Source organism: Streptomyces sp. MS19, from assembly GCF_047200595.1.
Taxonomy (GTDB): Bacteria; Actinomycetota; Actinomycetes; order Streptomycetales; family Streptomycetaceae; genus Streptomyces.
Window position 1 is genome coordinate 25588 of the sequence record NZ_JBJZOH010000023.1, and the last position, 24447, is coordinate 50034.

A 24447-nucleotide genomic window follows, 5' to 3' on the forward strand; every position below is an offset into this window, starting at 1 on the left:
GCCGTCCGGGCCGGACGAGGCCGTACGCCGGGCCCTGTCCCCGGTGGCCGGGGAGAAAACGCCGCGCGAGCCGCCGTGCGGCCATGCTAGAAAGCCGGGATGCCGTCCCGCCACACCCTGCTTCCCCGTTCGGCGCCCGCCGCCTCGGGGATATCGTCCCGTTCGATCGCCGCGATGCTGGACAGGCTCGAAGCGCGATCGGGCGAGAGCCACTCCCTCATGGTCGTCCACCGCGGTCAGGTGGTGGCCGAGGGCTGGTGGGCGCCGTACTCGGCCGACCGGCCGCACCTTCTCTACTCGCTGACCAAGTCGTTCACCTCGATCGCCGTGGGGCTCGCGATCGGCGACGGGCTGCTCTCGCTGGACGACCGCGTGGTGGACGTGCTGCCCGACCGCGTGCCGGCCGGTGTGTCGGAGCAAGGCCGCCGCATCACCGTCCACCACCTGCTGTCCATGACGGCAGGACACCCCGCCGACAGCCTCACCGAGGCGTGGGAGCGGGAACCCGGCGACCTGGTGAAGGGCTTCCTGGGCCTGCCGTTCGCCACGGCCGAGGGAACGCGGCACGTCTACGACAACTCGACCACCTACATCCTGGCCCGGATGGTGGAGCGGGTCACGGGCCGCGGCCTTCCGGAGTTCCTCGACGCGCGCCTGTTCACGCCGATGGGCATCGACCACGCCGAGTGGGACCGGGTGGCGAGTGGCGCCGCCTTCGGCTTCCACGGACTGCACCTGACGACCGAGTCCGTCGCCGCCTTCGGCGAACTGCTGCGGCGCGGAGGCGTGTGGGGCGGCCGACAGCTCGTCCCGCGCGACTGGGTGGAGCTGGCGACCAGCCGCCACATCGGCAGCGGATGGGTTCTGGACGGATCGGACCAGGCCGACTTCTCCCACGGCTACGGCTACCAGTTCTGGATGTCGCGTCACGGCTACCACGGCCATGGCTCCTACGGGCAGCAGTGCGTGGTCATACCGTCCCACGATCTCGTCGTCGCCGTGACCGCCCAAGGAGAGTCCCAGAGCGTGCTCGACGCCGTGTGGGAGTACCTGCTGCCCGGCGTGGGTCACGCGGCAAGCCCTCAGGACGACGCGATCCTCGCCGATCGGCTGCGGCGACTGTCGCTGCGGCCGGTGCCGGGGTCGGCCGACCCGGGGCGCGCGGTCAGCGCGAGACTCGACGCCTCGGCCGAGGGGTCGGCCCTGCCCGGCGGAACGGCGGTCACCGTCGATCCCACCGACGGCGGATGGCGCGTACGCCTCGGATCGCTCCTCGAAGTCGAGGTCGGCCACGGCGACTGGCGGGAGAGCGCCCCGCTCGGCCGGCCGATCGTGGCGGCCGGCGCCTGGCAGGGCGGCACCTACGCCGCCGATCTCTACGTCATCACGACCCCGCACCGCGTCCGGCTGGCCGTCGACGCCGACGCGGGGACCGCGACGGCGACCTGGAGCACCCCGCCCCTGACCGGCCCCAGCCTGGAACTGCACGCGCGGTCGCCGCTGATGACGCGGCCTGACGTCGCGTAGGGCGGCGCTCGCCGGGGCCGGGAGCGCGCGTCAGGCCCCGGCCTCGACGGCGCGCAGGTGGGCCTCCGCGTCGCGGCGCAGCTCGTCGGTGTAGCGGACCCGGCCACCGCGCCCCGCGTAGCGGCGGTCGCGGGTGCCGCTGGTGCGGCGCAGGACGGTGACGCTGTTCTGCATCAGCTTCTGCGACTCCAAAAGGTTCACGACCTCCAGTTCGCCGGGGTGGGCGTGCTGGAACCGCTCGATGTAGCGCAGCAGCGCCTCGCCCTCGGGATAGGTCATCAGGTAGTGCATGACGACGAGGCCGCCGTCCGGGTCGATCAGCTCCCAGAAGTGGTCGAAGAACCAGAGGCACTCCCACGCGTCGATCCACGCGAAGTCGATCGGCGTGAACCCGGCGGGGAGCCGGTCGGCGGCGTCCCGCAGGTCCGAGTTGACGACCGTCACCAGCCCGTCGAGGCCGAGCCCGCCGAGCACCTCGCGGACGCGCCCCGCGGAGGAGTCGGCGATCGAGAGGTTGTCCACGGCGACCAGCCGCGGCCGGTAGGGGGCCAGATGGGGCGAGGGGGACACCAGGGGCGGGTCGGCGAGCAGCCAGGTGTCGTCGAGTCCGGCGCCGCGGGCGAGGTGGTCGCGGGTCTTGGCGGCGAGCGCGGCCGACTCGGCGCGCACGGTCTCCTCGACGTCGGCGAGGGCGGCGGCGAGAAAGGGAGTTGTGTACCCCATTCCCACTTCGAGTACACGCTCCGGGCGCAGAAGCTGAATGAGGTTCGCGAGCAGCGGGCCGACGACCTCCGTGCCCATACCGGGGACACTCAGCCCGGCGACGGCGGCGCGGAACTCTTCACCGTGAACTCTGTGTGTCATTTTCCCTGTCCTTGTCCGGGCGCCGGACCGTTCGCCGGCGCCTGCCGGACGCGCGGCCCGACGGCGTGAAGGCACGTCAATGTCAGCCGTGGGAGAAGCCCTGGTCGGGCGGGACGGAGGAATGTCCTCAGATCCTTTCTCCGCACCATTGCCGAATCAACACCGCGCCCTAACATGTATGCGCACTGCACGATCATGCAGGGGGAATGAAATGGGACAAACAGAATGTGACAGAGCGGCCTGCGGCGGTAGTGAGCTGTGCGAGGCCGGGCTGCGGCAGTACCGCGAGGCGATGGCGGTCGGCGGGATCGCCGCGGAGCCGGCCGCACGCTGCCTCGTGGCCCTTGGCCTGCTGGAACCGGCCGCCGACGACCCCGGACTGCACGTGCCCGTCCCGCCGGTGGTGGCCGCCGGCCGGGCGATGGCCCCCATCGAGGAGGAGCTGGCGACCGCCCACCGCAGGCTGATCTTCCTGGCCGGATCCTTCCGCTCCGCCGAGGAGGTGTTCGCTTCGGCACACAGGAAGGATCTTCCGCACGCGACCGTCTTACACGGCGGCGACCTCATCGCCCGCACCATCGACGCGTCGGTCGCCGCGTGCCAATCCGAATTGCTCACCGCACAGCCCGGCGGACGGCGGCCGCCCGATATCCTCGAAACCGTCGTCCAGCGCAATCTGGAATTGCTGGAACGCGGCGTCAGCCAGCGCACGCTCTACCAGCACGCGGTATGGACGCATCCGCCCACCGCCGAATACATCAGGAAGGTCGCGGAAGCGGGCGGAAACATCCGTACGGTCGGCGAGATGTTCGACCGGCTCATCATCTGCGACCGCGAGGTCGCCTACATACCGACCGGCCCCGACTATCCGGACGAGGCCCTGGAGGTCCGTGACCCGGCGCTGGTGTGGTTCCTCGCCAACGTCTTCGAGTACGCGTGGGCGCGCGGCACCCCGGTCGAACCGGCCATGCACCGGCGGCCGAGGACCGTCGTCTCCGAGATCGAGCAGAGCATCATCCGCTTCCTTGTCGCCGGGCACACCGAGGAGCGGATCGCGCGGGGCCTCGGCATCAGCCGCCGGACGGTCGCCGAGTACATCAGCCGCATCTCCCGGCGGCTCGGCAGCGTCAGCCGCGCGCAGCTCGGCTACCTCATCGCCGTGAACGGCCTGCTCGCCGACCACTTCGTCACGGACGCCGGGGTGCCCGCCGACCCGGAAGGGCACGGCGGGGTGTGACGGCGTCCGTGACGAAGTGGTCGGGGCGGCCGGTGTCAGCGCAGCGCGGCGCGCGCCGCGTCGGCCTCCCGCGCGATGGTGTCGCAGACGCCCGCCACGTGGTCGAAGAGGTAGAAGTGCCCGCCGGGCCATGAGCGGTACGTGGTCGCGGCCGTCGTCTGCTCGCGCCACGGCGCGGCCGTGGCGGCGGTCGCCACCGCGTCGTCCCGCCCGGTGAAGACGGTCAGCGGGACGTCGAGCGGCGGCCCCGGATGCCGCCGGTAGGTGTCCACGACCGCCAGGTCGCCGCGCAGGACGCGCAGCATCCCGTCGAGGACGTCCGGCATGGCGAACACGTCGTCCGGTGTGCCGCCCAGGTCGCGCAGGAACGCGGTGAGCCGCTCGCGGGGCCACAGGTGCCGCCGGTCGTCGTCCTGGCGGTGCCCGGGGGCGGGCGCGGCGGACAGCCCGGCCCAGACGGGCGGCGTGCCCTCCCGCGCCAGGGCGCGTGCCGTCTCGAAGGCGAGCAGCGCGCCCATGCTGTGGCCGAAGACCGCCCAGGGACCGGTGAGCAGCGGGCGCAGCCGGGGGACGAGGAAGGTGACGGCCTCCCGGGAGCTGCGGCAGAGGGGTTCGCCGGGTGCCATCAGGCGGCCGGGCAGGTCGGCGGCCAGGACGCGCCAGTCGGCGGGGAACCGCCGGGCGAACGGCGCGAAGGCCGCCGCGGAGCCTCCCGCGTGGTGCACCAGCAGCAGGGTGAACGGCGCGGCGCCGCCCGCCCCTTCGCCGCCGCCGGAGGCCGGGGCGAGCAGGCGGCGCAGGTCCTTCACCCCGGCGCCGGTCGCGACGTCCGTCACCGCGCCGCTCACCCGCCCCGGTGTTCGAGCGCCGTGACGGCCCAGGTGAAGCCCATGCCGCTGCTGGCGACGAGGACGAGGTCGCCGGGCGCCAGCCGCTTCTCGTCGAGCAGCCCCCGCAGGGCGATGAACGGGTCGGAGCCGCCCATGTGGCCCAGCCGGTCGTAGTGGAAGACGCTCTTCTCCGCCGGGAGGCCGAGCCGGTCGAGCAGGCGCTCGTGCATGCCCTTGTCGCCCTGGTTGATCAGCAGGAACGCCACGTCGGACAGGTCGCGGCCGGCGGCGGCCAGGACGTCGGCGGCGCGGGCCGGGAAGTTCTCCAGATACGCGTCGGCGAGTCCGGGTCTGCGGCCCCGGCGGCGCATCAGGACACGGTCGTCCTCCAGGTCGCCCGAGTAGTAGTCGGCCCAGGCCGGGTCGGTGCGCATGGCGGAGCCGAGGACGGCGAGGGCGCAGTCGTCGCGGCCGAGCAGGACGGCGGCGGGCGCGTCGCCGAAGTTGAACAGCGCCTTGGACTCCGGGTCCTCGTGGTCGACCAGCCTGCTGAGCCGGTCGCCGATGAGCACGAGGACGAACGGACCGGCGCCGAGCGCGAGTTCGTTCATCCCGGCGCGCACGGCGGTCATCCCGCCGTTGCAGAAGTTGGCGATCTCGAAGCAGTGCGCCCGGGTGATGCCCAGCTCCTGCGCCACGCGGGCGGCGGGCGTCCAGAAGGGCAGGTCCCACTCCCCCGAGCCTGAGTAGATGACGTGGCTGATGTCCTCCAGCCGCACGCCGTTGCGCTCGATGACGGCCCGCGCGGCGTCCGCCGCCAGTTCCCACGCCGCCTCGTTCTCGGCGAGGACGGGGAACGAGGGGGTGTGCGTGATGGCGAGGATGTCCGCGACGGGGAGCCCTGAGGCGGCGCTCATCTCGTGGACGTCCGCGCGCGCGGACGGGAAGCGGACCTCGAAGTCGACGATGCCCGCGGCGGCGGACCCCCGTCCGGTCACGGCGCCGTCCTCCCGTCGCCCGACGTCAGCTCGCGCAGGCGCGCGAGACGGCCGAGGCCGCCGAGGACGTCCTCGGTGGGCAGCCCGAAGTCGACCAGGCAGGCGATCTCGTCCACCCCGATCTCCCGGAACCGCGCCACGTGCGCCGCGACCTTCTCCACCGTGCCGAGCAGCCCGCCGCCGTCGTAGTACCGGTCGAAGGAGCGGGCGACGATGAAGTCCACGTCGTCGGGCGTCAGCCGCGAGGCGTCGATCCGCCGCCCGTCGAGCGAGGAGCCGAGGAGCAGGCCGAGCGAGCTGCGCAGGTAGTCGCCGAGCGGACGGCGTACAACCTCCCTGACCGCGTCGTCGTCCTCGCCGAGGAACGTGTGGACCATCAGGGCGACATGGCCCCGCCAGCCGTCCGTCCTGCCGCACTGCGCCGCCGCCGCGCGGTACTCGGTGATCTTCGCGGCGAGGTCGCCGGTGTCCTGGCCCAGCAGGTGCGTGAGCAGCCCGGCGCCGAGCCGCCCGGCGTTCCTGAACGTCTCGACGCCGCCCGCGCTGGTGACCCAGACGGGCAGCTCGGGCTGGACGGGCGGCGGGTAGATCCGCAGCTCGCGCTCGTCCCCCACGCCGTCGCGGAACGTCACCTTCTCGCCGCGCCACAGCGCCCGTACCTGCTCCACCTGCTCGGCCAGCAGCCGCCTGCGGTCCGCGTAGTTCTCGGGGCGGAGCGCGAAGTCGGTGGCGTGCCAGCCGGAGGCGAAGGACAGGCCGGCCCGGCCGCCCGACAGGTTGTCCACGACCGACCACTCCTCCGCGATGCGCAGCGGGTGGTGCAGCGGCGCGACGACGCTGCCCGCGCGGATGCCGATCCGCTCGGTGACGGCGGCGACGGCCGCGCCGGTGACCGCGGGGTTCGGGTAGAGGCCGCCGAAGGGGTGGAAGTGCCGCTCCGGCGTCCAGACGGCGGAGAAGCCGTTCCGGTCGGCGAAGCGGGCGCCCTCCAGCAGCAGTTCGTAACGGTCGTGGTCCTTCTCGGTGCTGTCGTTGGCGAAGTAGAACAGGCTGAAGTCCATGGGGCCTCCCGGGGAGGGTCTATGCGACGGACTGTTCGACGGAGGAGGGGGCGGGCAGCCGGGTGCGTTCCGCCCAGGCGGCGACGGACGGCGCGGCCGTCCCGGCGGCGAGCAGCAGCACCGAGAAGATGAGCCAGCCGGGACGACCGAGCCCGGCGATCAGGCCGGTGGCCAGCGCGGGCGTCACGACGGTGCCGAGCTGCGTGGACATGCCGAACATGCCCTGGTACTGGCCCTGCGCGTGGTCGGGCGCGAGGCCGTAGGCGAGCGACCAGGCGCCCGCGCTGTAGAACATCTCGCCGCCCACGTGGACGAGCGCGCCTGCCACCAGGATCACGACGGCCAGCCACGTCGGCTGCCCGGACGCCATGGCGAAGAACGCGCAGCACGCCGCGAGCAGCACGCCGGACCTGCGCAGCGCGCGTGCGCCGCCCGACACCTCCTCGCTGCCGCGCCCGGCCCGCACCTGGAACAGGACGACGACCACCGAGTTGAGGATGATCAGCAGCGAGTACAGCCAGGTGGGGGCGGACGTCTCGTCGGTCATCCAGATGGGCAGCGCCACGGTCAGGATGCCGATGTTCATGATGAGGACGGAGTTCAGCAGGGCCACGATGGCGTAGGGCGCGTCCCGCAGCACGACCCACTTGGGGCCCTCCTGGTCACGCGGGACGGGCGGGACCTGCGGCACCGTCAGGTAGGCGAGCCCCGCGGCGATGAACAGGACGCCGCCCGCGACGAGCATCACCGTGTACGCCGGTCTGCTGTCGAAGTACAGGGCGACGGCGCCGCCCGCCGCGCCGAGGGACACGCCGAGGTTGCTGACGGCCCGCATGTACGACCAGGCGCGGACCCGTTCCTTCTGCGGGATGAGCCCGGCGACCAGGGCGCCGCGCGCCGCGTCCGTGGACGACTCGGCGGCGAGCGCCAGGCTCGTCACGAGGACGAGGCCGGGGAAGTTCTGTACGAAGCCGTAGCATGCCGTGAACCCGCCGAGCAGCAGCAGGCAGACGACGGTCGTGTTACGCGGGCCCAGCACGTCGGCGAGCCGTCCCGCCGGGATGCTCGCGGTCATGCCGACGGCCGCGCCGATGGTCAGCGCGAGGCCGACCTGCGCGGCGGGGATGTCGACGGCGCGCGTGAAGAACAGCACGCTGACGGTCATCAGGATGCCGTGGGCCGATGTCTTCGACAGGTTGCTCAGGCACAGTACGCGGACGATTCCCTTGGGCGGGATGATGTCCTGGAGGAACGACACCGAGATCTCCTATGTGGCAGCTCCCGCCGTGTCCGCCGGAGCGGGCGCCAGCAGGTCCGAGGTGATGCGCGGCCGGTCGGTCTTGCCGTTGGCGTTCAGCGGCACGGCGTCCAGGTGCCGGAAGGTCCGGGGCACCATGTGGACGGGCAGCATCTTCCGCAGGGCGCGGCCGAGGGCCTGGGGCTCCGCCGGACTGCCTGTGTAGCAGCCGACGAGTTCGGTGTCGCCGCCGGACCGCAGGGCGATCACGACGGCCTGGCGGACGGTGGGGAGGCGGCGCATCGCGGCCTCGACCTCCCCGAGTTCGACGCGGTAGCCGCGTATCTTGACCTGGTTGTCGAGCCGTCCGAGGTGGACGAGGCGGCCGCCCTCGCGGCGGACGCGGTCGCCGGTGCGGTAGTAGTGCTCGGGCGTGGGCGGCCCCGCGCCGTCGAGGACGGTGGCCCCGTCGGCGCCGTGCAGCAGGAACCGGCCCGCGTTGTCGGCCGGGTCGAGGTAGCCGTCGAAGCGCTGCGGGCCGCGCACGCACAGCTCGCCCTCGTCGGCGGGGTGTCCCGCCTCGTCGAGGACGAGGTGGTCGAGGAACGGGTAGACCTCGCCGATGGGCACGGTGTCGTTGGCCGTCGCCGGCCAGGCGCCCGGGTCGGCGGGCAGCGTGTACTCGGCGCAGGCGACGGTGAGTTCGGTGGGACCGTAGACGTTCTCGACGGTGGTGGCGGGCGCGGCCGCGCGCCAGGCGGTGGCCTGGTCGTACGACAGCGGCTCGCCGATGAAGACGCTCAGCCGCAGGCAACCGGCGCGCCCGGCGGGCAGGTTGCCCAGTTCGGCCGCGACGGAGACGACGGACGGGACGGAGAACCAGTGGGTGATGCCGCGCTCCGCCACGTGGTCGACGGGCGTGAGGAGGTCGGCGCGGCCGGGGACGACGAGCGTGGCGCCCGCGCCCCAGGTGACGAACAGGTCGAAGACCGAGGGGTCGAAGGTGAGGTCGAAGGTGTGGGACATGCGGCAGCCGGGGCCGATGCCGTAGCGGGCGATGTTGTGGGCGAGATAGGGCGTGAGGTTGCGGTGGCGGATGGGGACGCCCTTGGGGCGGCCCGTGGACCCGGAGGTGAACAGCACGTACGCCACGTCGTCCGGGCCGGCGGCGTACGGCGGCAGCGGCGGGTGCGCGGGGGCGGTGGCCCGCGCGGCGGCGGTCACCTCCTGGGCGGTGAGCCGCAGTTCGGTGGGCACGGCGCCGCGCAGGCCGCCGTCGAGCTGCCGGGCGTCGGCCGCGTCGGCGAGCAGCACCTCGGCGCCGGCCAGGTCGGTGATCATGCGGTTGCGCGCGGCGGGGAACGCCGGGTTGACCGGTGTGACGGTGGCGCCGAGGCGCAGCGCGGCCAGGTATCCGGCGAGGGAGACGACGCCGCGGGTCGCCATGACGGAGACCCGCGCGGGCGGCCCGCCGTGCGCGCCGGTGATGCGGGCGGCGACCGCCTCGGCGGCGCGGCGCAGTTCGGCGTACGTGAACGTCTCGCCGTCGGCTTCGAGGGCGGGCAGGTCCGCGTGGCGGTCGGCGGCGGCGGCGAACCACGCGTGGAGCGTCCGGGCGTCAGCCACGGGCCGCCTCCCCGGTGTGCGCGGCGACGCCCAGGTCCGGTGCGTCGAGCCGCATGGTCGTGGGCGGGTCCTGCCGCCGCGGGTCGATGTGGAGCAGGTCGATGCCCTCGTGCGCCGCGGTGCCGTCGCCGGGGAGGGCATCGGCGCGCGAGCCATCGTACGAGGTGAAGCCCGCGAAGCGGTAGGCCACCTCCATCATGCGGTTGCGGTCCGTGCGGCGGAAGTCGGCGAAGAGACGCACCCCGGCGCGGGCGGCCTCGTCGGTGAGCCAGCGCAGCAGGACCGATCCGGCGCCGAAGGAGACGACGCGGCAGGAGGTGGCGAGCAGCCGCAGCAGCCAGGCGCCCGGGTGCCGTTCGAGCAGGACGATGCCGACGGCGCCGTGGTCGCCGAAGCGGTCGGCGAGCTGGACGACGAGGACCTCGTGGCGCGGGTCGGCGAGGAGGGCGCGCAGCTCCTCGTCGCCGTAGTGGACGCCGGTGGCGTTCATCTGGCTGGTGCGCAGGGTGAGTTCCTCGACGCGTGTGAGGTCGTCGCCGGTGGCGCGGCGGATCGTCATGACGAGATCGAGGGTGCGCAGGAAGTCCTCGTCGGGCCCGGCGAAGTCCTCGCGGGCGGCCTCGCGGCGGAAGCCGGCGCGGTACATCTCGCGGCGGCGGCGCGAGTCGGCGGTGACGACGGGGCTGAACTCGGGGCGTTCCGGCAGGCCGGGCACCTCGTGGGCACCGTAGCAGCGGACGTCGGGCAGGTGGTGGGCGACCTCGGCGCGCTCGGCGGGCTGGTCGTCCACGAACGCCACGGTGCCGTGGGCGAAGCCGAGCGCGTCGGCGATCTCGCGCACGGACCGGGACTTGGGGCCCCAGCCGATGCGGGGCAGCACGAAGTAGTCGGCGACGCCGAACTTCTCCAGCCACTCCCAGGCGTGGTCGTGGTCGTTCTTGCTGGCGACGGACTGGAGGATGCCGCGTTCGTCGAGTGTGGTGATCACGCGGCGGACGTCGTCGGACAGCGTGACCTCGCCGTCTTCGAGGACGGTGCCCTTCCACAGGGTGTTGTCGAGGTCCCAGACCAGGCACTTGACGCCCTTCGGGGGCGTGGCGTTCACGTTCAGACCTCCCACAGGGTGACGGCCCAGGCGGCGACCGGGCTGTTGTTGAGGACGAGCACGAGATCCCCCGGCCGCAGGTCGCCGCGCGCCAGTCTGCGGTCGAGGTTGAGGACGACGTCCATGGCGCCCAGGTGGCCGTAGGCGGCGAGGTGTTCGCCGCAGACCGGGTCGATGGGCAGGCCGAGCAGCGACTCGTAGAACGCGTAGGCGCCGGCGGTGACGTTCTGCATCAGCGCGGTGGTGACGTCGGCGCGCGCCACCCCGGCGTCGGCCAGCACCTCGTCCACCATGCGGCCGAGGCGCATGCGGCTGTGCAGGGCGAGTTCGAAGCGGTAGCGGTCCGGTGAGGCGCACTCCTCGCGCCACTCGTAGGACGGCACCTGCTTGTAGTCCACGCGGAACAGGTCGTGGAACGTGCCGTCCGTCTCCATGCGGTGCGCGCGCAGCACGGGCCGTCCGCCGCGTACGAGCGTCATGGCGAAGGCGCCGTCACCGATGACGGTGACGGGAGGGCGTACGCGGTCGTAGCCGGTGGGGCGGCTGCCGTGGGCGATGAGGACGCTGTCGCGCGACGGGTCGGCGAGCAGCAGGTCGCGCCCGAGGGCCCAGGCGGCGCTCGATCCGGTGCAGCCGAGTCCGTCGACGGTGAACGCGAACGCGCCGTCGAGCTTGGCGTCGGCCTGGACGCGGCAGACGTCGGAGCCGAGCAGGACGTCGGGGGCGCGGGGGCCGACGAGCATCAGCGTGCCGGGCCGCCTGGCCTGCCCGTCGAGGCGGGCGAGGAGTCCCCTGACAGCCTCGGTCGCGAGGTCGCCGGCGGTGCGGTCCTCCAGGACGCCGACCGTGGTGATGCCGCTGCCGAGGGCGAACTCGGCCGCCTCGGGGTCGAGTCCGTCGAACTCGGGGAGTCCGGCGACGGGGACGCGCTCGGTGGGCAGGACGCAGTGGATCGCGCCGATGCCGATGGCGGCGCCGGCGGTACTGTCCGGGGTGTCCGGTGCTGTCATGACCACACCGCCAAGGCGTGCTTGCCGAGGAGCAGCTGGCTGATCTCGTTGCTGCCCTCGATGATCTCCATCAGCTTCGCGTCGCGGTAGGCACGGGCCACGGTGCCGCCGTCGCGCGCCCCGGCGGACGCGAGGACCTGCACCGCCGTGGCGGCGCCGCGTGCCGCCTGGACGGCCGCGAGGTGCTTGGCGGTCACGGCGGCGGCGGGCAGCTCGGGGCTGCCCTCGTCCCAGCAGCGGCTGGCGTGTTCGCAGCAGCGGGTGACGGCCTCGTGGGCGACGTGCAGTTCGGCGAGGTGCCGGGTGACGAGCTGGTGCGCGGCGACGGGGGTGCCGAACTGCACGCGGCCCGCCGCGTGGGCGCAGGCGGCGCGCAGGCAGGACCGCAGGATGCCCGCGCAGCCCCAGGCCACCGAGACGCGGCCGTACGTCAGCGCCGAGGTGACCAGCCAGTCGACGGGCAGGCCCGCGCCGCCGAGCAGGCTGTCGGCCGGCAGCCGCACCGCGTCGAGCCGCACGTCGGCGTGCCCGGCGGCGCGGCAGCCCATCGGATCGGGGACGCGTGTGACGGTCACCCCCGGCGCGTCGGCGGGGACGACGACGGCGGCGGCGCCCGTTCCGTACCGGCCGAAGACGACGAGCAGGTCGGCGTAGGCGCCGACGGTGATCCACGACTTGGCGCCGTCCACGACGACGCTGTCCCCGTCGCGGACGACGGTGGTGGCCATGGCGGACAGGTCGCTCCCGGCGCCCGGCTCGCTGAAGGCCACCCCGGCGAGGCGGCCGGAGGCGAGGGCGCTCAGGTACGCGGTCCGCTGCTCCTCGTCGCCGAACCGCTCGACGGTCCAGGCGGCCATGCCCTGGGAGGTCATGACGCTGCGGACGGACGAGCACAGGGCGCCGACGTGCGCGGTGAGTTCGCCGTTCGCGGCGCTGGAGAGGCCCGCTCCCCCGTGGGCGGCGGGGATCTGGGCGGCCAGCACGCCCTTGCCGCCGAGGGCGCGCAGCACGTCGTGCGGCAGGGCGCCCGCGCGGTCCCAGCCGGCCGCGTGGTCGCCGATCAGCTCGTCCGCGAGGCGGGCGAGCGCGGCGGCCGCGCCCCCCTCCGGCTCAGGCATCGGTGCCGCCGTCGGTGCCGCCGCGCAGGCGCAGGACGAGGGCGGTCATCCGCTCGACGCTGCGGAAGTTGTCGAGGGTGAGGTCGGGCCCGGCGACCTGCACGCCGAAGGACTGCTCGACGTGCACCAGCAGTTCCATCGCGAACAGGGAGGTGACCAGGCCGCTGGCGAACAGGTCCACGTCCGGGCCGACGTCCGTCCTGGTCCGTGCCGCGAGGAACGCGGTCAGGTCGTCCCTGATGTGCCGCGCCGTGTCCGTCCTGTCGGTGGGGGTGGTCATGACGTGCGTCCTCCGTACTCGAAGAAGCCGCGGCCGGTCTTGCGGCCGAGGTCACCGGCGGCGACCTTGTCCAGCAGCAGGGGGCAGGGGTCGTAGCCGCCGTCGCCGGTGCGCTCGTGGAGCACGCGCAGGGAGTCGGCGACGTTGTCGAGGCCGATCAGGTCGGCGGTGGCGAGCGGGCCCGTGGTGTGGCCGAGGCAGCCCTCGAACGCGGCGTCCACGGAGGCCGGGTCCGCGATGCCCTCGGCGACGATGCGCGCGGCCTCGTTGATCATCCGCTGGAGTATCCGGTTGACGACGAAGCCGGGGCCGTCGCCGACCACGATGCCGTCCCTGCCGAGTGCCGTCAGCAGGGCGCGGGCGGCGGCGAGCGCGGGCTCGCCGGTGCGGGGGCCGCGGATCAGCTCGGCGGCGCGGATCATGTACGGCGGGTTCATGAAGTGGATGCCGAGGAGGTCCTCGGGGTGCCGCACGGAGTCGGCCTGCTCGTCGATGGGGACGGCCGACGTGTTGGAGATCAGGAGCGTGCCGGGGGGCACGAGCGAGGACACCTCGGCGAGCACCTTGGCCTTGAGCGGGGCGAGTTCGGTGACGGCCTCGACGACGGCGGTGACGTCGCCGATGTCGGCGAGGCGTGTGGTGGTGACGAGGTCGCCGGTCGCGCCCTCGCGGGGCAGCCTGCCCGTCAGGCGGGCGAGCCGCAGCTGCTGGGGGACGGCGGCGGCTGCCTTGTCCAGGGCGTCCCTTGAGACGTCGACCAGGACGACGGGCAGGCCGTGGCCGACGGCGAGGGTGGCGATGCCGGTGCCCATGACGCCCGCGCCGACGACGGCGAGGCGGTGGGCGGGGGCGGGGGCGGGGTCGCTCACTTGTCCTCCTCGGTGACGGTGGCCGTGCCGGCGGTGCCGGTGGCCGTGGCGGCCCTGGCGCCCTCGGCGGCCAGGTCGGGGAGCAGGGCGCCGATGGCGGGCGTCCGGTGCGCCAGGAACGCAAGGCCCGCGCGCAGCTGGGCGCCGGTGACGGCCGGGGACAGTCCGGCGCGGCGCAGCCAGGGCTGCCAGTTGCGCGCCTGGACACCGGCCTCGTCCAGCTCGTGGCCCTCCATCTCGTAGAGGGCGGTGCCGGACAGGACGGCGCTGCCGGTCTCCTGGGCCCGTTCGGCGATGAGCCGCTGCCACTCGGTGAGCGGCACGGTCCTGGTGGGCAGCCCGGTCTCCGCGAGGGCGGCGAACAGGTCTTCGAGGCTGGGGGACGTCTCGTCCACGAGGTGGTAGGCGCGGCCCACCGACTTGGCGGACAGGGCGAGTTCGGCGACGGCGCGGGCGAGCACGTCCACCGGGGACAGCGGCATGCCGCGGTCGTCCACCGGGCGCGCGCCCACGACCAGGCCGCTCGCCAGGAGGAACCAGACGAGGTCCTTGTCGTTGCAGGCGCCGCTCTCGGTGGAGGCCATGATGAGTCCCGGCCTGAACACGCGCACGCGCATGCCGTCCTGGTCCGCGCGCTCCAGGATGCGCTCGCCGACCCACTTGCCGACGCCGTAGCCGCCGAGCTGCGGGTCGAGCGGCTGCTCGCGGGTCTCCAGGAGCAGGCCGTCGGCGCCCGCCGGGCCCGTGGCGGCGACGGTGGAGATGAAGCTGATGTCGCGGATGCCGTGCGGGCGCATCCAGTTGAGGAGGCCGACGAGCGGCAGGACGTTGTCCTCGCGAAGGGTCCGGTAGGGCTCGGTGAAGACGACGCGGGCGGCGCAGTGCAGGACGTGGCCGACGCGCGTGGCGAGTTCGCCGTCGCGGTAGGCGCGGCAGACGGCGGCGATGTCGCGCAGGTCGCCGGGGACGGCGTGGACCCGTTCCGGATCGGGCGCGGGCAGGCCGAACTTCGCGGCGGCCGCGGTCAGCCGTGCCATGCCCTCCGCCTCGTCGGCGGCGCGGACCACGCAGTAGACGCGGCCCTTGGACGCGGCGAGGAGCCGGTCGAGGAGGAACGCGCCGAGGTAGCCCGTCGCGCCGGTGAGCAGGACGTCGCGGCCGGGCGCGGACCTGGCGGCCAGCGGCTCCAGGGGCAGCTGGAGGTCGGCGTCCACGAGGGCCCCGTCGCCGTCGGCCGCCGGGTCCACCTCCTCGTCGCCCGCCGCGGCGCCGGCCTTGAGGCCGCCGACGATCCGCGCGAGCCGCCGGATCGTGGCCTGGCTGCCGCCCGCGCGGTGGACGTTGACGAGGACACCGTGGCGCTGCTGGATCTCCAGCACCATGCGGACGGACAGCAGGGACGTGCCGCCGAGCGCGCCGAACTCGTCGTCGGGGCCGATGGTGTCGAGCCCGAACAGGTCCTGCCAGAGCGCGGTGAGGTCGGCTTCCAGCGTGCCGTCGGCCGGACTCCCCGGGGCGGGTGCGGCGGCGGGTGGCTGGGCGGGCGGCTGGTCGGGGGTGGGCAGGCGGTCGAGCGCCCAGTGGCGCCGGCGGGTGAACGGGTACGTCGGCAGGGTCACCCGGCGGCCCGTGTCGCCCGCCAGCGCCGACCAGTTGACCTCCACGCCGTGCAGCCAGGCGGTCGTCGCGGCCTCGTCCAGCAGGCCGGCGAGCGTCTCGGCGTCGGTGTCGGCGGTGGCGGTGACGGCATGGCGGTCGCGGCCGGACGTGCCGTGTCCGGCGAGGATTGCGAAGGTGCCGTCGGGGATCTCGCCCGCCGTGCCCGCCACCGTTCCGGTCGCGGCGGGGAGCAGCGCCCTCAGCGCCGCGACCAGCGCGTCCGGCGGCTGTGGCGCGTCCGGGGGCGGCAGGACGAGCACGGCGCGGCGGGCGCCGCTGCGCTCGGTCCGCACGGCGGGCGGGCGCGGCAGGCGCAGCGCGGCGGCCAGCCGGTGGGCGGGGGCGGTGACGACGCGCCGCTCGCCGAAGGCGGCCCGCCCGACGCGCAGGGTGTGCGCGACGTCGGCGGGCGGCAGGCCGTCCTCGTCCAGGGCGTCGGCCAGGAGGCGGGACTGCTGGTCGAGTTCGGCGCGGGTACGGGCGGACAGGACGAGCCGGACGGTCGGCCGTACGGGGGCGGCGGGCCGTACCGGCGGTGGCGGCGGGGCGAGGACGGCCGCCGCGTTGGTGCCGCCGACGCCCATGGAGTTGACGAGCACGTGCCGCTCGGGGTCGGTGGCCCGCTCGGGCGCGGTCGTCACGTAGAAGGGGCTCTCCTCCATGACGCCGGGGTCGCGGGGGCGTTCGAAGGCGGGGTGCGGCGGAACGGTGCCGGTCCGGGCGACGTGCACGGCCTTGATGAAGCCGGCGATCCCGGCGGCGGGTCCGGTGTGCCCGATGTTGGACATGACCGAACCGAGGCCGCAGTAGCCGCTCTTGTCGGTGGTGGCGCGGAAGGCCTTGGTGAGGGCGAGGAGTTCGATGGTGTCGCCGACGGCGGTGGCGGTGCCGTGCGCCTCGACGTACCTGACCAGGTCGGCGGGCACGCCCGCGGTGCGCAGCGCGGCGGCGACGACGTCGGCCACGCCGTCCGGGCTGGGGGCGACGAAGCCGAGCCGGTCGCCGCCGTCGTTGCCGACCGCGCTGCCGCGTACGACGGCGAGGACGTCGTCGCCGTCCGCGAGGGCGTCCTCCAGGCGGCGCAGGGCGACGACGCCGACGCCCGAGCTGTATGTCGTGCCGGTCGAACTGGCGTCGAACGAGCGGCAGTAGCCGTCGTCGGAGAGGACGCCGCCCGGCTGGTGGAGGTGGCCGCGGAACGGTTCGAGGACGGTCGCGCCGCCCGCGAGCGCGATGTCGCACTCGCCGGAGAGCAGGCTGAGCGTCGCGTAGTGCACCGCGTAGAGGGACGAGGAGCAGCCCGTCTGGATGCTCAGCGCGGGGCCGCGCAGGCCGAGCTTGTAGGCGGTGCGGGACGTCATGAAGTCGGCCTGGCCGCCGACCGTCAGGTCCAGGTCGTCCACGGCGGCGCGCAGGCCGTCGCGCAGGGCCTTGGCGACGAGGAGGGCCGCCGAGTAGTTGCCGGCGGCGCTGCCCGCGAAGACGCCGGTGACCGGGCCGCCCTTGCGCGCCGGGTGCCCGGCCGCCTCCAGGGCCTCCCAGGAGGCTTCGAGGAAGAGCCGCTGCTGCGGGTCGATGGTCTCCGCCTCGCGCGGCGGGTAGCCGAAGAACTCGGAGGCGAAGTCCGCCACGCCGGGCAGCGAGGTGGCGACCCGGACGAAGGCCGGGTCGGCGAGCGTGTCGTCGGTGACCCCGGCGGCCCGCAGCCGCTCGGGGGACATCTCCCGCATGGCGAGGGCGCCGCGGTCGATGTTGCGCCAGAACTCCCGCGGTGTGGCGGCGTCGGGGTACCGCACGCCGACGCCGACCACCGCGATGTCGGTGCTGTTGATGCTGCTGGTGCTGCTGGTCAAGGGTCCGCTCCCCGTCCCGTCCGCCGTCACTCGGATACGAGCTGTCCGCGCCGCGCGCGGCCCAGGAGGCCGTCGCGGCCACGCCCCGCCGTGTCGTCACGCGCGACCGCGGTGGCGGGCGGGGCGGCGAGCAGCGCGGCCTGGGCCGTGACGGTGCTGTGCTGGAAGAGGTCGGAGACCTTCAGGGTGTGGGACGCCAGCGGGTGCAGCTCCTCCCAGAGCATGATGAGCAGCAGGGAACTTCCGCCCGCCTCCAGGAAGTTGACGTCGAGCGGCACCTCGTCCGCGCTGTCCAGGTCGAGCACCTCGGCCCAGGCCTGCCTGACCTGGGCGAGCAGGTCCTCGTCGTTCGGGGCCGGGGACTGGCCGGCCGTGGCGTCGTTCACGACATGCTCCTCTTGAGTGGGTGCGAGTCCGGCGCGGCGACGAGGTCGGCGGCGGCGGTCACCATGCCGGCGAGCAGCCCGCGCGCGGTCTCCTCGCCGAACAGGCCGGTGGTGTACGCGAGGGCCAGTTCGATGTCCTGCTCGCCGCTCTCCGTGACGGTCAGCTCCAGCTCGTACTTCACGTGCAGGGGGTCGAGCGGGAGGTGGCGCGCGGTGATGCGGGGAGCGAGGGGCTCGGGGACGGGCGCGGTGGTCTGGGAGCTGAGGTAGACGGGCGTCAGCGCGGGGCGGCTGAGGTCCCGGTCGGGGTGCAGCGCGGCGGCGAGCGCGTCCAGGGGCACGTGCGCGTTGCGGTAGGACGTCATGCAGCTCTCCCGGACGCGGGCCAGGAGACCGGCCCAGGTCGGGTCGTCGCGCAGGTCGGCGCGGAGCACGAGGGTGTTGACGAGCATGCCGACCGCGTCGGCGCTGCCCGGGGCCTCGCGTCCCGCCCAGGGGAAGGCGAGGAGGAAGTCGCGCTGGCCGCCGCGCCGGGCGAGGGTGACGGCCAGCAGCGCGGCGCTGGTCATGAACATGGTGCAGCCGAGCGTGCCGCCGGTGACGGTGCGCAGCCGGGCGGCGAGGTCTCCGCCGAGCCGGACCGCGCGGACGTCGGCGGTGGTCGTCTGGAGTTCGCCGCGCGGCCTGTCGTGCGGGAGGGCGATGTCGGCGGGCGCGCCGGACAGGTGCGCCAGCATGGCGGCCGTCTGCGCCGCGACGTCGCCCTCGTCGGCGCCCTCGGCGCTGTCGCCGCCGTCCAGCAGCGCGGGGTGGACGGCGGCGCGCGGCTCGGGCCTGCGGCCGGTGACGAAGGCCCGGTACGTCGCGGCGATCTCGGACAGGAGCAGGTCGCGTGACCAGCCGTCGGCCACGATGTGGTGGACGACGAGGACCAGCAGGACGCGGTCGGCGGTGTCGATCAGCTCGGCGCGCGCGAGGGTGCCGCCCGCGAGGTCCATCGGCGCCCAGCACACCCTGGCCAGGTGGTCGCGCAGCTGGGCGGCGGTGCGGCCGGGGGCGTCCGTCACGGTGGTGACGGCGGGGCTGCCGTCCGTGCTGTAGCGGACCTGCCGTTTGCGGCGGTCGAGGAAGAAGCGGGAGCGCAGCGCCGGGTGGCGGGCGAGGACCGTGTCGACGGCGCGGCGCAGGGCGTCGCGGTCCACCGGTCCCGAGTACTCGACGACGGTCGGGACGAGGTAGGCGGCGCGCAGGGACGGCAGGCGGTCGAGGAACCAGAAGCGCTGCTGGACCGGGGACGCCGTGTGCTGGCTGCTGTCGGCGATCGGGGCGGGCGCGGTGGCGTGCCCGGCGGCGGCCGGGTCGGGGCCGGCCGTGGCGGCGGCGGTGAGGAGGCGGCCGAGTCCCGCGACGGTGGGGTCGGTGAGGAAGTCGCGGGGGGACACGACGGCACCGTGGCGGCGGCGTGCGTCCGCGAGCATGGTGACCGCGAGGAGGGAATGGCCGCCCAGGACGAAGAAGTTGGTGGCCGGCGCGAGCGTGGCCGCGGTGACGACGCGGCCGGAGTGCTCGCGGTCGGTGAGCGCGGCGGCGAAGAGTTCCGCCGCGCGCCGCTCCCCGTCGGTGCGCGGCCCGGTCCGGGGGGCCGGGGCGGCGGCGCGGGGGGCGTACGGGCCGGGCGGTGGCGGGAGGGCGTCGGCGGCGGGCTCGCCGGGCAGCGGCGGGAGGTCGCGCAGGGCGGTGTCGGGGGCCGCCACGACGTGACCGAGCAGGGCGGCGACGCCGTCCGCGACGGCCTCGGCCGTGGCGGCCGGGTAGCGGTCGGTGTCGTACTCGACGGTGACGGTCAGCCCTTCCCGCGTCTCGTCGGCGATCAGCAGCAGGTCGAACTTGGCCGTTCCCGTGGCCAGCACCTCGGGCGCCGACCAGCCGAGGCCCCCGGCGCGGGGCGGCGCGGTGTTCTGGTACACGAGGCCGACGTCCACGAGGGGCCGCTGCCCCTGCCCCCGGGCGGCCGTGGCCGCGGCGGTGAGGCGGTCGAACGGGATGCTCTGGTGCGCGAGCGACCGGAACGCCTCCCGGCGCGCCGCCGCGCACAGCCGGGCGAACGACTCGGCGGAGTCGACGCGGCAGCGGACCGGCACGGTGTTGACGAAGAAGCCCACGGCCTCCTCCAGGTCGGCGTGCACCCGGCCCGCCGTCATCGTGCCCAGGAGGAAGTCCGTCCTGCCCGACCAGCGGTGGAGCACCGCCTGCACGGCCGCGCCGATGACCACGTAGGGCGTCACGCGCAGCGAGCGCGCCAGCCCGGCGATGCCGCGGCGCACCGCGTCGGGCACCACGCGCCCGTACTGCCGTCCGGGGCGTGAGCCCTCCGGCGCGGGGGCGGCGGGGGCGCGCCCGGCGAGGGGCAGTCCCGGGGGGAGTTCGAGCAGTTCGGCGACGCGGCGGTCGATGTCGCGGTGGAACGCGGGGTCGTCGGCGGACTGCCGCTCGCGGGCGGCGAAGTCGGTGTAGGCGGCGGGCAGGGCGGGGAGCGCCGGGTCGCGGCCGTCGCGGGCCGCTTCGTACGCGGTGGCGAGGTCGTCGAAGAGCGGCGCGAGGGACCAGCCGTCGACGGCGATGTGATGGAGCGTGAGGAGCACGGTGTCGCCGCCGTGCGGCAGGCCCGTCCAGAGGGTGCAGCGCAGGAGCGGTCCGGTGGCGAGGTCGAAGGGGCGGCGGCCCCTGGCCTCGGCGGCGCGCCGGACGCCCGCCTCCGTCGCGGCGGCGCCGGCCGGGCGGACGACCTCCACCGGGACGGGCGCGGGCGCCGTCACGGTCTGGACGGGGCGCCCGTCGTGGAGGTGGAAGACGGTGCGCAGCGGCTCGTGCCGGGCGGTGACCGCCTGGAGGGCGAGGGCGAGCGCGGCGGGGTCCAGCGGCTCGCGGGAGTGGAGGAGGAGCGGGACGTTGTACGTCGCGTTGCCCGGCGCGGCGGCGTCCACGAACCAGAGGCGTTCCTGGGCGAACGACAGCGGGTGGGCGGGGGGCCGGTTCTCGGCGGTGTCCGCCGGGCCGGGGGGTGCGGCGGTGCCGCGGGCGTCCGTCATCGTGTGGTCACCGCCGGGTCGGTGTCGGCGACGTGGCCGGCCAGTTCGCCGAGGGAGTCGGTGAGGAGGACGGCGCCCGCGTCGAGCCGTACGCCGAGGCGCTGGCGGACGCGTGCGGCGACCTGCATGGCGAGGATGGAGTTGCCGCCCAGTTCGAGGAAGTTGTGCTCGGGCCGCACGTCGTCCGCGCGCAGCACGTCCTGCCAGATCTCGCCGAGTACGGCGGTCAGCGGGGCGTTCCCCGCCGGCCGCGCGGCGGCTTCGGGGGCGGGTGGCGGGGCGGTGAGGAGGGCGAGCAGGCGCGTGCGGTCGGCCTTCCCCGTGGAGCCGAGGGGGAGGTGGTCGAGGACGAGCCAGCGGGCGGGGAGCATGTAGGAGGGCAGGCTCTCGGCGAGCCGCCGGTCGAGCAGGCGCGGCAGGTCGGCGCTGTCGTCCACGGCCGGGGCCGTGATGTCGCGTGCGGGGAGGACGAACGCGGCGAGGGAGGCGGCCGGGCCCTCGCCGACCTTCTCGACCAGCGCGAAGTCGGCCAGCCCGGTGGCGAGCACGGCCCGTTCGATCTCCTCCAGCTCGATGCGGAAGCCGCGCAGCTTGACCTGCCGGTCGCTGCGGCCGGACAGCTCGATCGCGCCGCCGGGGAGGCGGCGGCCCGTGTCGCCGGTGCGGTAGATCCGCTCGCCGGTGGCGGGGAGGGTGGTGAAGCGCTCCGCGGTCAGCTCGGGCCGCCCGAGGTAGCCGAGGGCGACGCCGGGCCCGCCGACGCACAGTTCGCCGCTCTCGCCGTCGGCGACCGGTTCGAGACCGGGGCCCAGGAGGTGCAGCGTGGTGTCCTGGAGGGGGTGGCCGACAGGGACGCGGTCGAGCCCTTCGAGGTTCGCCTCCGTGCAGTCGAAGTACGCGGCGAAGGTGGTCGTCTCGGTGGGCCCGTACCCGTTGACCAGGCGGCCGGGCGGGTCCGCCGCCAGCACGCGGCGCACGGCGCCGAGGTCCAGCTGCTCACCGCCGACGATCAGGGTCCGCAGCGAGGCGAAGGCGCCGGGGTCCTCGCGCGCGACGGTGTGGAACAGCGAGGTGGTGAGGAACATGCTGTCGATCCGCTCCTCGCGCAGGAGGGCCGTCCACGCGTCGAAGGGCAGGTCGGTGGCCGAGGGGAGGACGACGACGGTGCCCCCGGCGGTGAGGGTGTTCCACAGCTCGAACGTCGTCGCGTCGAACGCGGGGTTGGCGGCGCTCGCCACCCGGTCCCCGGGCTCGACGGTGCAGAACACCGGGCGCAGCGCGAGGCGCAGCACGGCGCGGTGCGGTACGACGACGCCCTTCGGCCGCCCGGTCGAGCCCGAGGTGAACGAGACGTACGCGGCGTCGTCGCCCTCCGTCCCCGGCTCGGGCACCGGGTGGGCGGCGGCGCCGTCGCCCGGCACCGGGAACGCCTCGACATCCGGCGGCAGCCAGGACGCGAGGTCCGCCCACCGGCCGTCGGGCCGCGGCGCGTGGACGGCCCAGCGGGTGCCGGACTCGGCGACGATCCCGGCCAGCCGGTCCACCGGCGCGAGCGCGTCGAGCGGCAGGTAGGCGGCGCCGCTGCGCAGGATGCCGAGGAACGTCACCACCAGGTCCGCCGAACGGTCCTGCGGCACCGCCACCAGGTCGCCGCGCCGCACCCCGCGCCGCGCCAGCCCGGCGGCGAGCAGCCCGGCGCGTTCCCACAGCCGGCCGTATGTCAGCTCCTCGCCGCGCGCCGGGTCGCGGACGGCGGGGGCGTCCGGCCGCCGCTCGGCCCACCGGGCCACGGCGTCATGCACTCCGGGAGCCACGCTCACAGCCTTTCCACCTCTCGGTCCTGGTGCTCGCTCGGAAATACGCGCCCGGGAATCGGCCGGAATTCATGTCCGGCTTTCTCCGCGCGCGGCAGTGCCGGGGATTCCAGAAATGCGGAATCCGTCGGCGCGGGGGGAATGCGGATGCCGTCAGCCGGCCGCCGGTACACCGCGGCTGCCCCAGCCGTGGTCCGCGAAGCCGGCGGACCGGGGTGGTTCGGCGGACGGGGCGACGGGGGAATTCCCGTGCCGTGCGCCGTATTCCGGCGGAAAGGCGGACGGGAACCCGCCGGAAGGGACGGTCACCGCCGCCGCGGGCAGTCCGGTGATCCGGTTGTCCATGAGCGCATTACCCCCTGTTGAACAGTTTCTCCAGAAAGGCCGATCTCACAGCGGAGAATCCTGCCGAGGGGCTGTACCGGACGCAACGGCGATCGTTCGCACATCTACGCAGCGCATGTTGATGCGGGGGTACTTGTCGGACATATGGCGATGCTTACCCGGGCTGCCCCGCCGCGTCCTCTGCCATGATCGGCGCCGTGGCCGGGCGGCGGCGCGGCGCATCCCCGGATCGCATCCCCAGGAGGTCTGTCGTGGCACTCTTCCGTCACCCGCTGGGCGGCACGGCCGCGCTGGAACCGCTCGAACCGTGGCAGGCGGGAGAGTTCGCGGCGTACGTGGCGCGCGTACGCCCGCACCTGGCGCCCTGGCTGCCCTGGGCGCACGCGGTCACCGACACGGCGTCGGCGCGGCAGTGGCTGGAGCGGTACGCCGACGAGCAGGCGCACGGCCGGGGGCGGGTGTGCGGCATCCGCGTGGACGGGCAGCTGGAGGGCGGCGCGCTGTTCCGCGTCTTCGACACGCAGTCCGGCGTGTGCGAACTCGGCGCCTGGATCTCCCCGGCGGCGGAGGGCACCGGGCTGGTGACCCGCGCGTGCGCGCACCTGGTCGACTGGGCGGTGCGCGAACGCGGGATCGTCCGCGTCGAATGGCGCGTCACCCCGGCGAACGCGCGCAGCGTCGCCGTCGCCAAGCGCCTCGGGATGCGGCACGAGGGGACGCTGCGCCAGGTCTTCCCGATGGACGGGGCGCGGCAGGACCTGGAGGTCTGGGCCCTGCTCACGGACGACTGGGCGGGGGACGGAACGGACGGCGGCCGTTAGGAACGGAGCGCGCGCCGCCCGCGTGGGCCAGAATGCCGGGATGGCATCCCCCGAGAACTCCTCCCTGACCCACCTCGCCGCCCCCGAGGGCGTGGCCCCCGGGACCGGCTACACCCACGTGGTCACCGGCACGGGCCGCCTCGTCGCCGTGTCGGGGCAGGTCGCGTTCGACGCGGACGGCACGGTCGTCGGCCCCGGCGACCCCGCCGCGCAGGCCCGGCAGGCGTTCGAGAACCTGCGGCGCTGCCTCGCGGCGGCAGGCGCGGACTTCGGCGACGTGCTGAAGCTGACCTACTACGTCACGGACGTCGCCCACCTGCCCGCCGTCCGTGCGGCGCGGGACGCGTACGTGGACACGGCGCGCCCGCCCGCCAGCACCGCCGTGCAGGTGGCGGCGCTCTTCCGCCCCGAACTGGTCGTGGAGGTCGAGGCGCTGGCCCTCGTCCGGGAGACGTCCGGCTGAGGCCGGGGGCACGGGTCAGCGCGGCGTCAGCACGTACGGCGTTCCCCTCCGCCCGCCGCACCGCCGCACCGCCGCGGGGACACCGTCCGCCTCGACGCGCGGCGGTGATCTCCCGTCGGCCCAGCCGATGTCCACGGTCCCGCCGCCCCCGGCGCGCGACTGGAGCAGCCGCTCCGTGCGGCGGCCGTCCTCAAGGCGCACCCGCCGTGTCCCCTGCCCATTCCCCGGAACGCCCCGGGCCAGGTTCCCGAACAC

The 24447-nt window shown here is 74.7% G+C and carries 20 protein-coding genes; 4 read left to right on the forward strand and 16 right to left on the reverse strand.

Annotated elements, in window-relative coordinates; translation table 11 throughout:
• Positions 1-99: 99 nt before the first annotated feature.
• Positions 100-1527, forward strand: coding sequence for a serine hydrolase domain-containing protein (locus tag ACL02R_RS20625; RefSeq protein ID WP_412798436.1), 1428 nt, complete (start codon positions 100-102; stop codon positions 1525-1527).
• 30 nt (positions 1528-1557) lie between these two features.
• On the opposite strand, the gene ACL02R_RS20630 is transcribed toward ACL02R_RS20625, so the two are convergent.
• Positions 1558-2391: a hypothetical protein gene (locus ACL02R_RS20630; protein WP_412798437.1), complete on the reverse strand. Its 834-nt coding sequence runs from the start codon at positions 2389-2391 to the stop codon at positions 1558-1560.
• Positions 2392-2602: 211 nt separating this feature from the next.
• On the opposite strand from ACL02R_RS20630, the gene ACL02R_RS20635 reads away from it, so the two are divergent.
• Positions 2603-3628 carry a LuxR C-terminal-related transcriptional regulator gene (locus ACL02R_RS20635; protein ID WP_412798438.1) on the forward strand — a complete coding sequence of 342 codons (1026 nt, stop codon included), beginning with the start codon at positions 2603-2605 and terminating at the stop codon, positions 3626-3628.
• Positions 3629-3663: 35 nt separating this feature from the next.
• Here the strand turns inward: ACL02R_RS20635 and ACL02R_RS20640 are convergent, their stop codons facing one another.
• Genes ACL02R_RS20640 through ACL02R_RS20705 form a run of 14 tightly spaced genes read right to left on the reverse strand, consistent with a single transcriptional unit; the run spans position 3664 to position 22563 of the window.
• Positions 3664-4476, reverse strand: coding sequence for a thioesterase II family protein (locus ACL02R_RS20640; RefSeq protein WP_412798439.1), 813 nt, complete (start codon positions 4474-4476; stop codon positions 3664-3666).
• The gene (locus ACL02R_RS20645; RefSeq protein WP_412798440.1) at positions 4473-5456 is read right to left on the reverse strand and encodes a 3-oxoacyl-ACP synthase III family protein; all 984 of its coding nucleotides are present in this window, start codon (positions 5454-5456) and stop codon (positions 4473-4475) included. The genes ACL02R_RS20640 and ACL02R_RS20645 overlap by 4 nt, the downstream gene beginning before the upstream one ends.
• On the reverse strand, positions 5453-6517 hold the full coding sequence (locus ACL02R_RS20650) for a MupA/Atu3671 family FMN-dependent luciferase-like monooxygenase (RefSeq protein WP_412798441.1): 1065 nt from the start codon (positions 6515-6517) through the stop codon (positions 5453-5455). Before ACL02R_RS20650 ends, ACL02R_RS20645 begins: the two co-directional genes overlap by 4 nt.
• A 19-nt stretch (positions 6518-6536) precedes the next feature.
• Positions 6537-7775, reverse strand: coding sequence for an MFS transporter (locus tag ACL02R_RS20655; protein WP_412798442.1), 1239 nt, complete (start codon positions 7773-7775; stop codon positions 6537-6539).
• A gap of 9 nt (positions 7776-7784) precedes the next feature.
• Positions 7785-9380: an amino acid adenylation domain-containing protein gene (locus ACL02R_RS20660; protein WP_412798443.1), complete on the reverse strand. Its 1596-nt coding sequence runs from the start codon at positions 9378-9380 to the stop codon at positions 7785-7787.
• Complete coding sequence (locus ACL02R_RS20665) at positions 9373-10485, reverse strand: HAD-IIIC family phosphatase (protein WP_412798444.1); 1113 nt, start codon at positions 10483-10485, stop codon at positions 9373-9375. Before ACL02R_RS20665 ends, ACL02R_RS20660 begins: the two co-directional genes overlap by 8 nt.
• Before the next feature lie 2 nt (positions 10486-10487).
• Entirely contained in the window at positions 10488-11495 is a 1008-nt protein-coding gene (locus ACL02R_RS20670) for a 3-oxoacyl-[acyl-carrier-protein] synthase III C-terminal domain-containing protein (RefSeq protein WP_412798445.1), read from the reverse strand.
• A complete protein-coding gene (locus ACL02R_RS20675; RefSeq protein ID WP_412798446.1) occupies positions 11492-12613 on the reverse strand; it encodes an acyl-CoA dehydrogenase family protein in 1122 nt (373 codons plus the stop codon). Before ACL02R_RS20675 ends, ACL02R_RS20670 begins: the two co-directional genes overlap by 4 nt.
• Complete coding sequence (locus ACL02R_RS20680; RefSeq protein ID WP_362968463.1) at positions 12606-12893, reverse strand: acyl carrier protein; 288 nt, start codon at positions 12891-12893, stop codon at positions 12606-12608. Before ACL02R_RS20680 ends, ACL02R_RS20675 begins: the two co-directional genes overlap by 8 nt.
• The gene (locus ACL02R_RS20685) at positions 12890-13762 is read right to left on the reverse strand and encodes a 3-hydroxyacyl-CoA dehydrogenase family protein (protein WP_412798447.1); all 873 of its coding nucleotides are present in this window, start codon (positions 13760-13762) and stop codon (positions 12890-12892) included. Before ACL02R_RS20685 ends, ACL02R_RS20680 begins: the two co-directional genes overlap by 4 nt.
• Positions 13759-17274, reverse strand: a complete 3516-nt coding sequence (locus tag ACL02R_RS20690) for a beta-ketoacyl synthase N-terminal-like domain-containing protein (RefSeq protein WP_412798448.1) — start codon at positions 17272-17274, stop codon at positions 13759-13761. Before ACL02R_RS20690 ends, ACL02R_RS20685 begins: the two co-directional genes overlap by 4 nt.
• A gap of 26 nt (positions 17275-17300) precedes the next feature.
• The gene (locus tag ACL02R_RS20695; RefSeq protein WP_412798449.1) at positions 17301-17660 is read right to left on the reverse strand and encodes an acyl carrier protein; all 360 of its coding nucleotides are present in this window, start codon (positions 17658-17660) and stop codon (positions 17301-17303) included.
• On the reverse strand, positions 17657-20749 hold the full coding sequence (locus ACL02R_RS20700; RefSeq protein ID WP_412798450.1) for a condensation domain-containing protein: 3093 nt from the start codon (positions 20747-20749) through the stop codon (positions 17657-17659). The genes ACL02R_RS20695 and ACL02R_RS20700 overlap by 4 nt, the downstream gene beginning before the upstream one ends.
• Positions 20746-22563 (reverse strand): non-ribosomal peptide synthetase, encoded by a 1818-nt coding sequence (locus ACL02R_RS20705; RefSeq protein ID WP_412798451.1) that lies wholly within the window; start codon positions 22561-22563, stop codon positions 20746-20748. The genes ACL02R_RS20700 and ACL02R_RS20705 overlap by 4 nt, the downstream gene beginning before the upstream one ends.
• A 596-nt stretch (positions 22564-23159) precedes the next feature.
• On the opposite strand from ACL02R_RS20705, the gene ACL02R_RS20710 reads away from it, so the two are divergent.
• Positions 23160-23729, forward strand: a complete 570-nt coding sequence (locus tag ACL02R_RS20710; protein WP_412798452.1) for a GNAT family N-acetyltransferase — start codon at positions 23160-23162, stop codon at positions 23727-23729.
• 40 nt (positions 23730-23769) lie between these two features.
• Entirely contained in the window at positions 23770-24192 is a 423-nt protein-coding gene (locus ACL02R_RS20715) for a RidA family protein (protein WP_412798453.1), read from the forward strand.
• Positions 24193-24207: 15 nt separating this feature from the next.
• Here ACL02R_RS20715 and ACL02R_RS20720 read toward each other — a convergent pair whose 3' ends face one another.
• Positions 24208-24393 carry a hypothetical protein gene (locus ACL02R_RS20720; protein ID WP_412798454.1) on the reverse strand — a complete coding sequence of 62 codons (186 nt, stop codon included), beginning with the start codon at positions 24391-24393 and terminating at the stop codon, positions 24208-24210.
• Positions 24394-24447 lie beyond the last annotated feature (54 nt).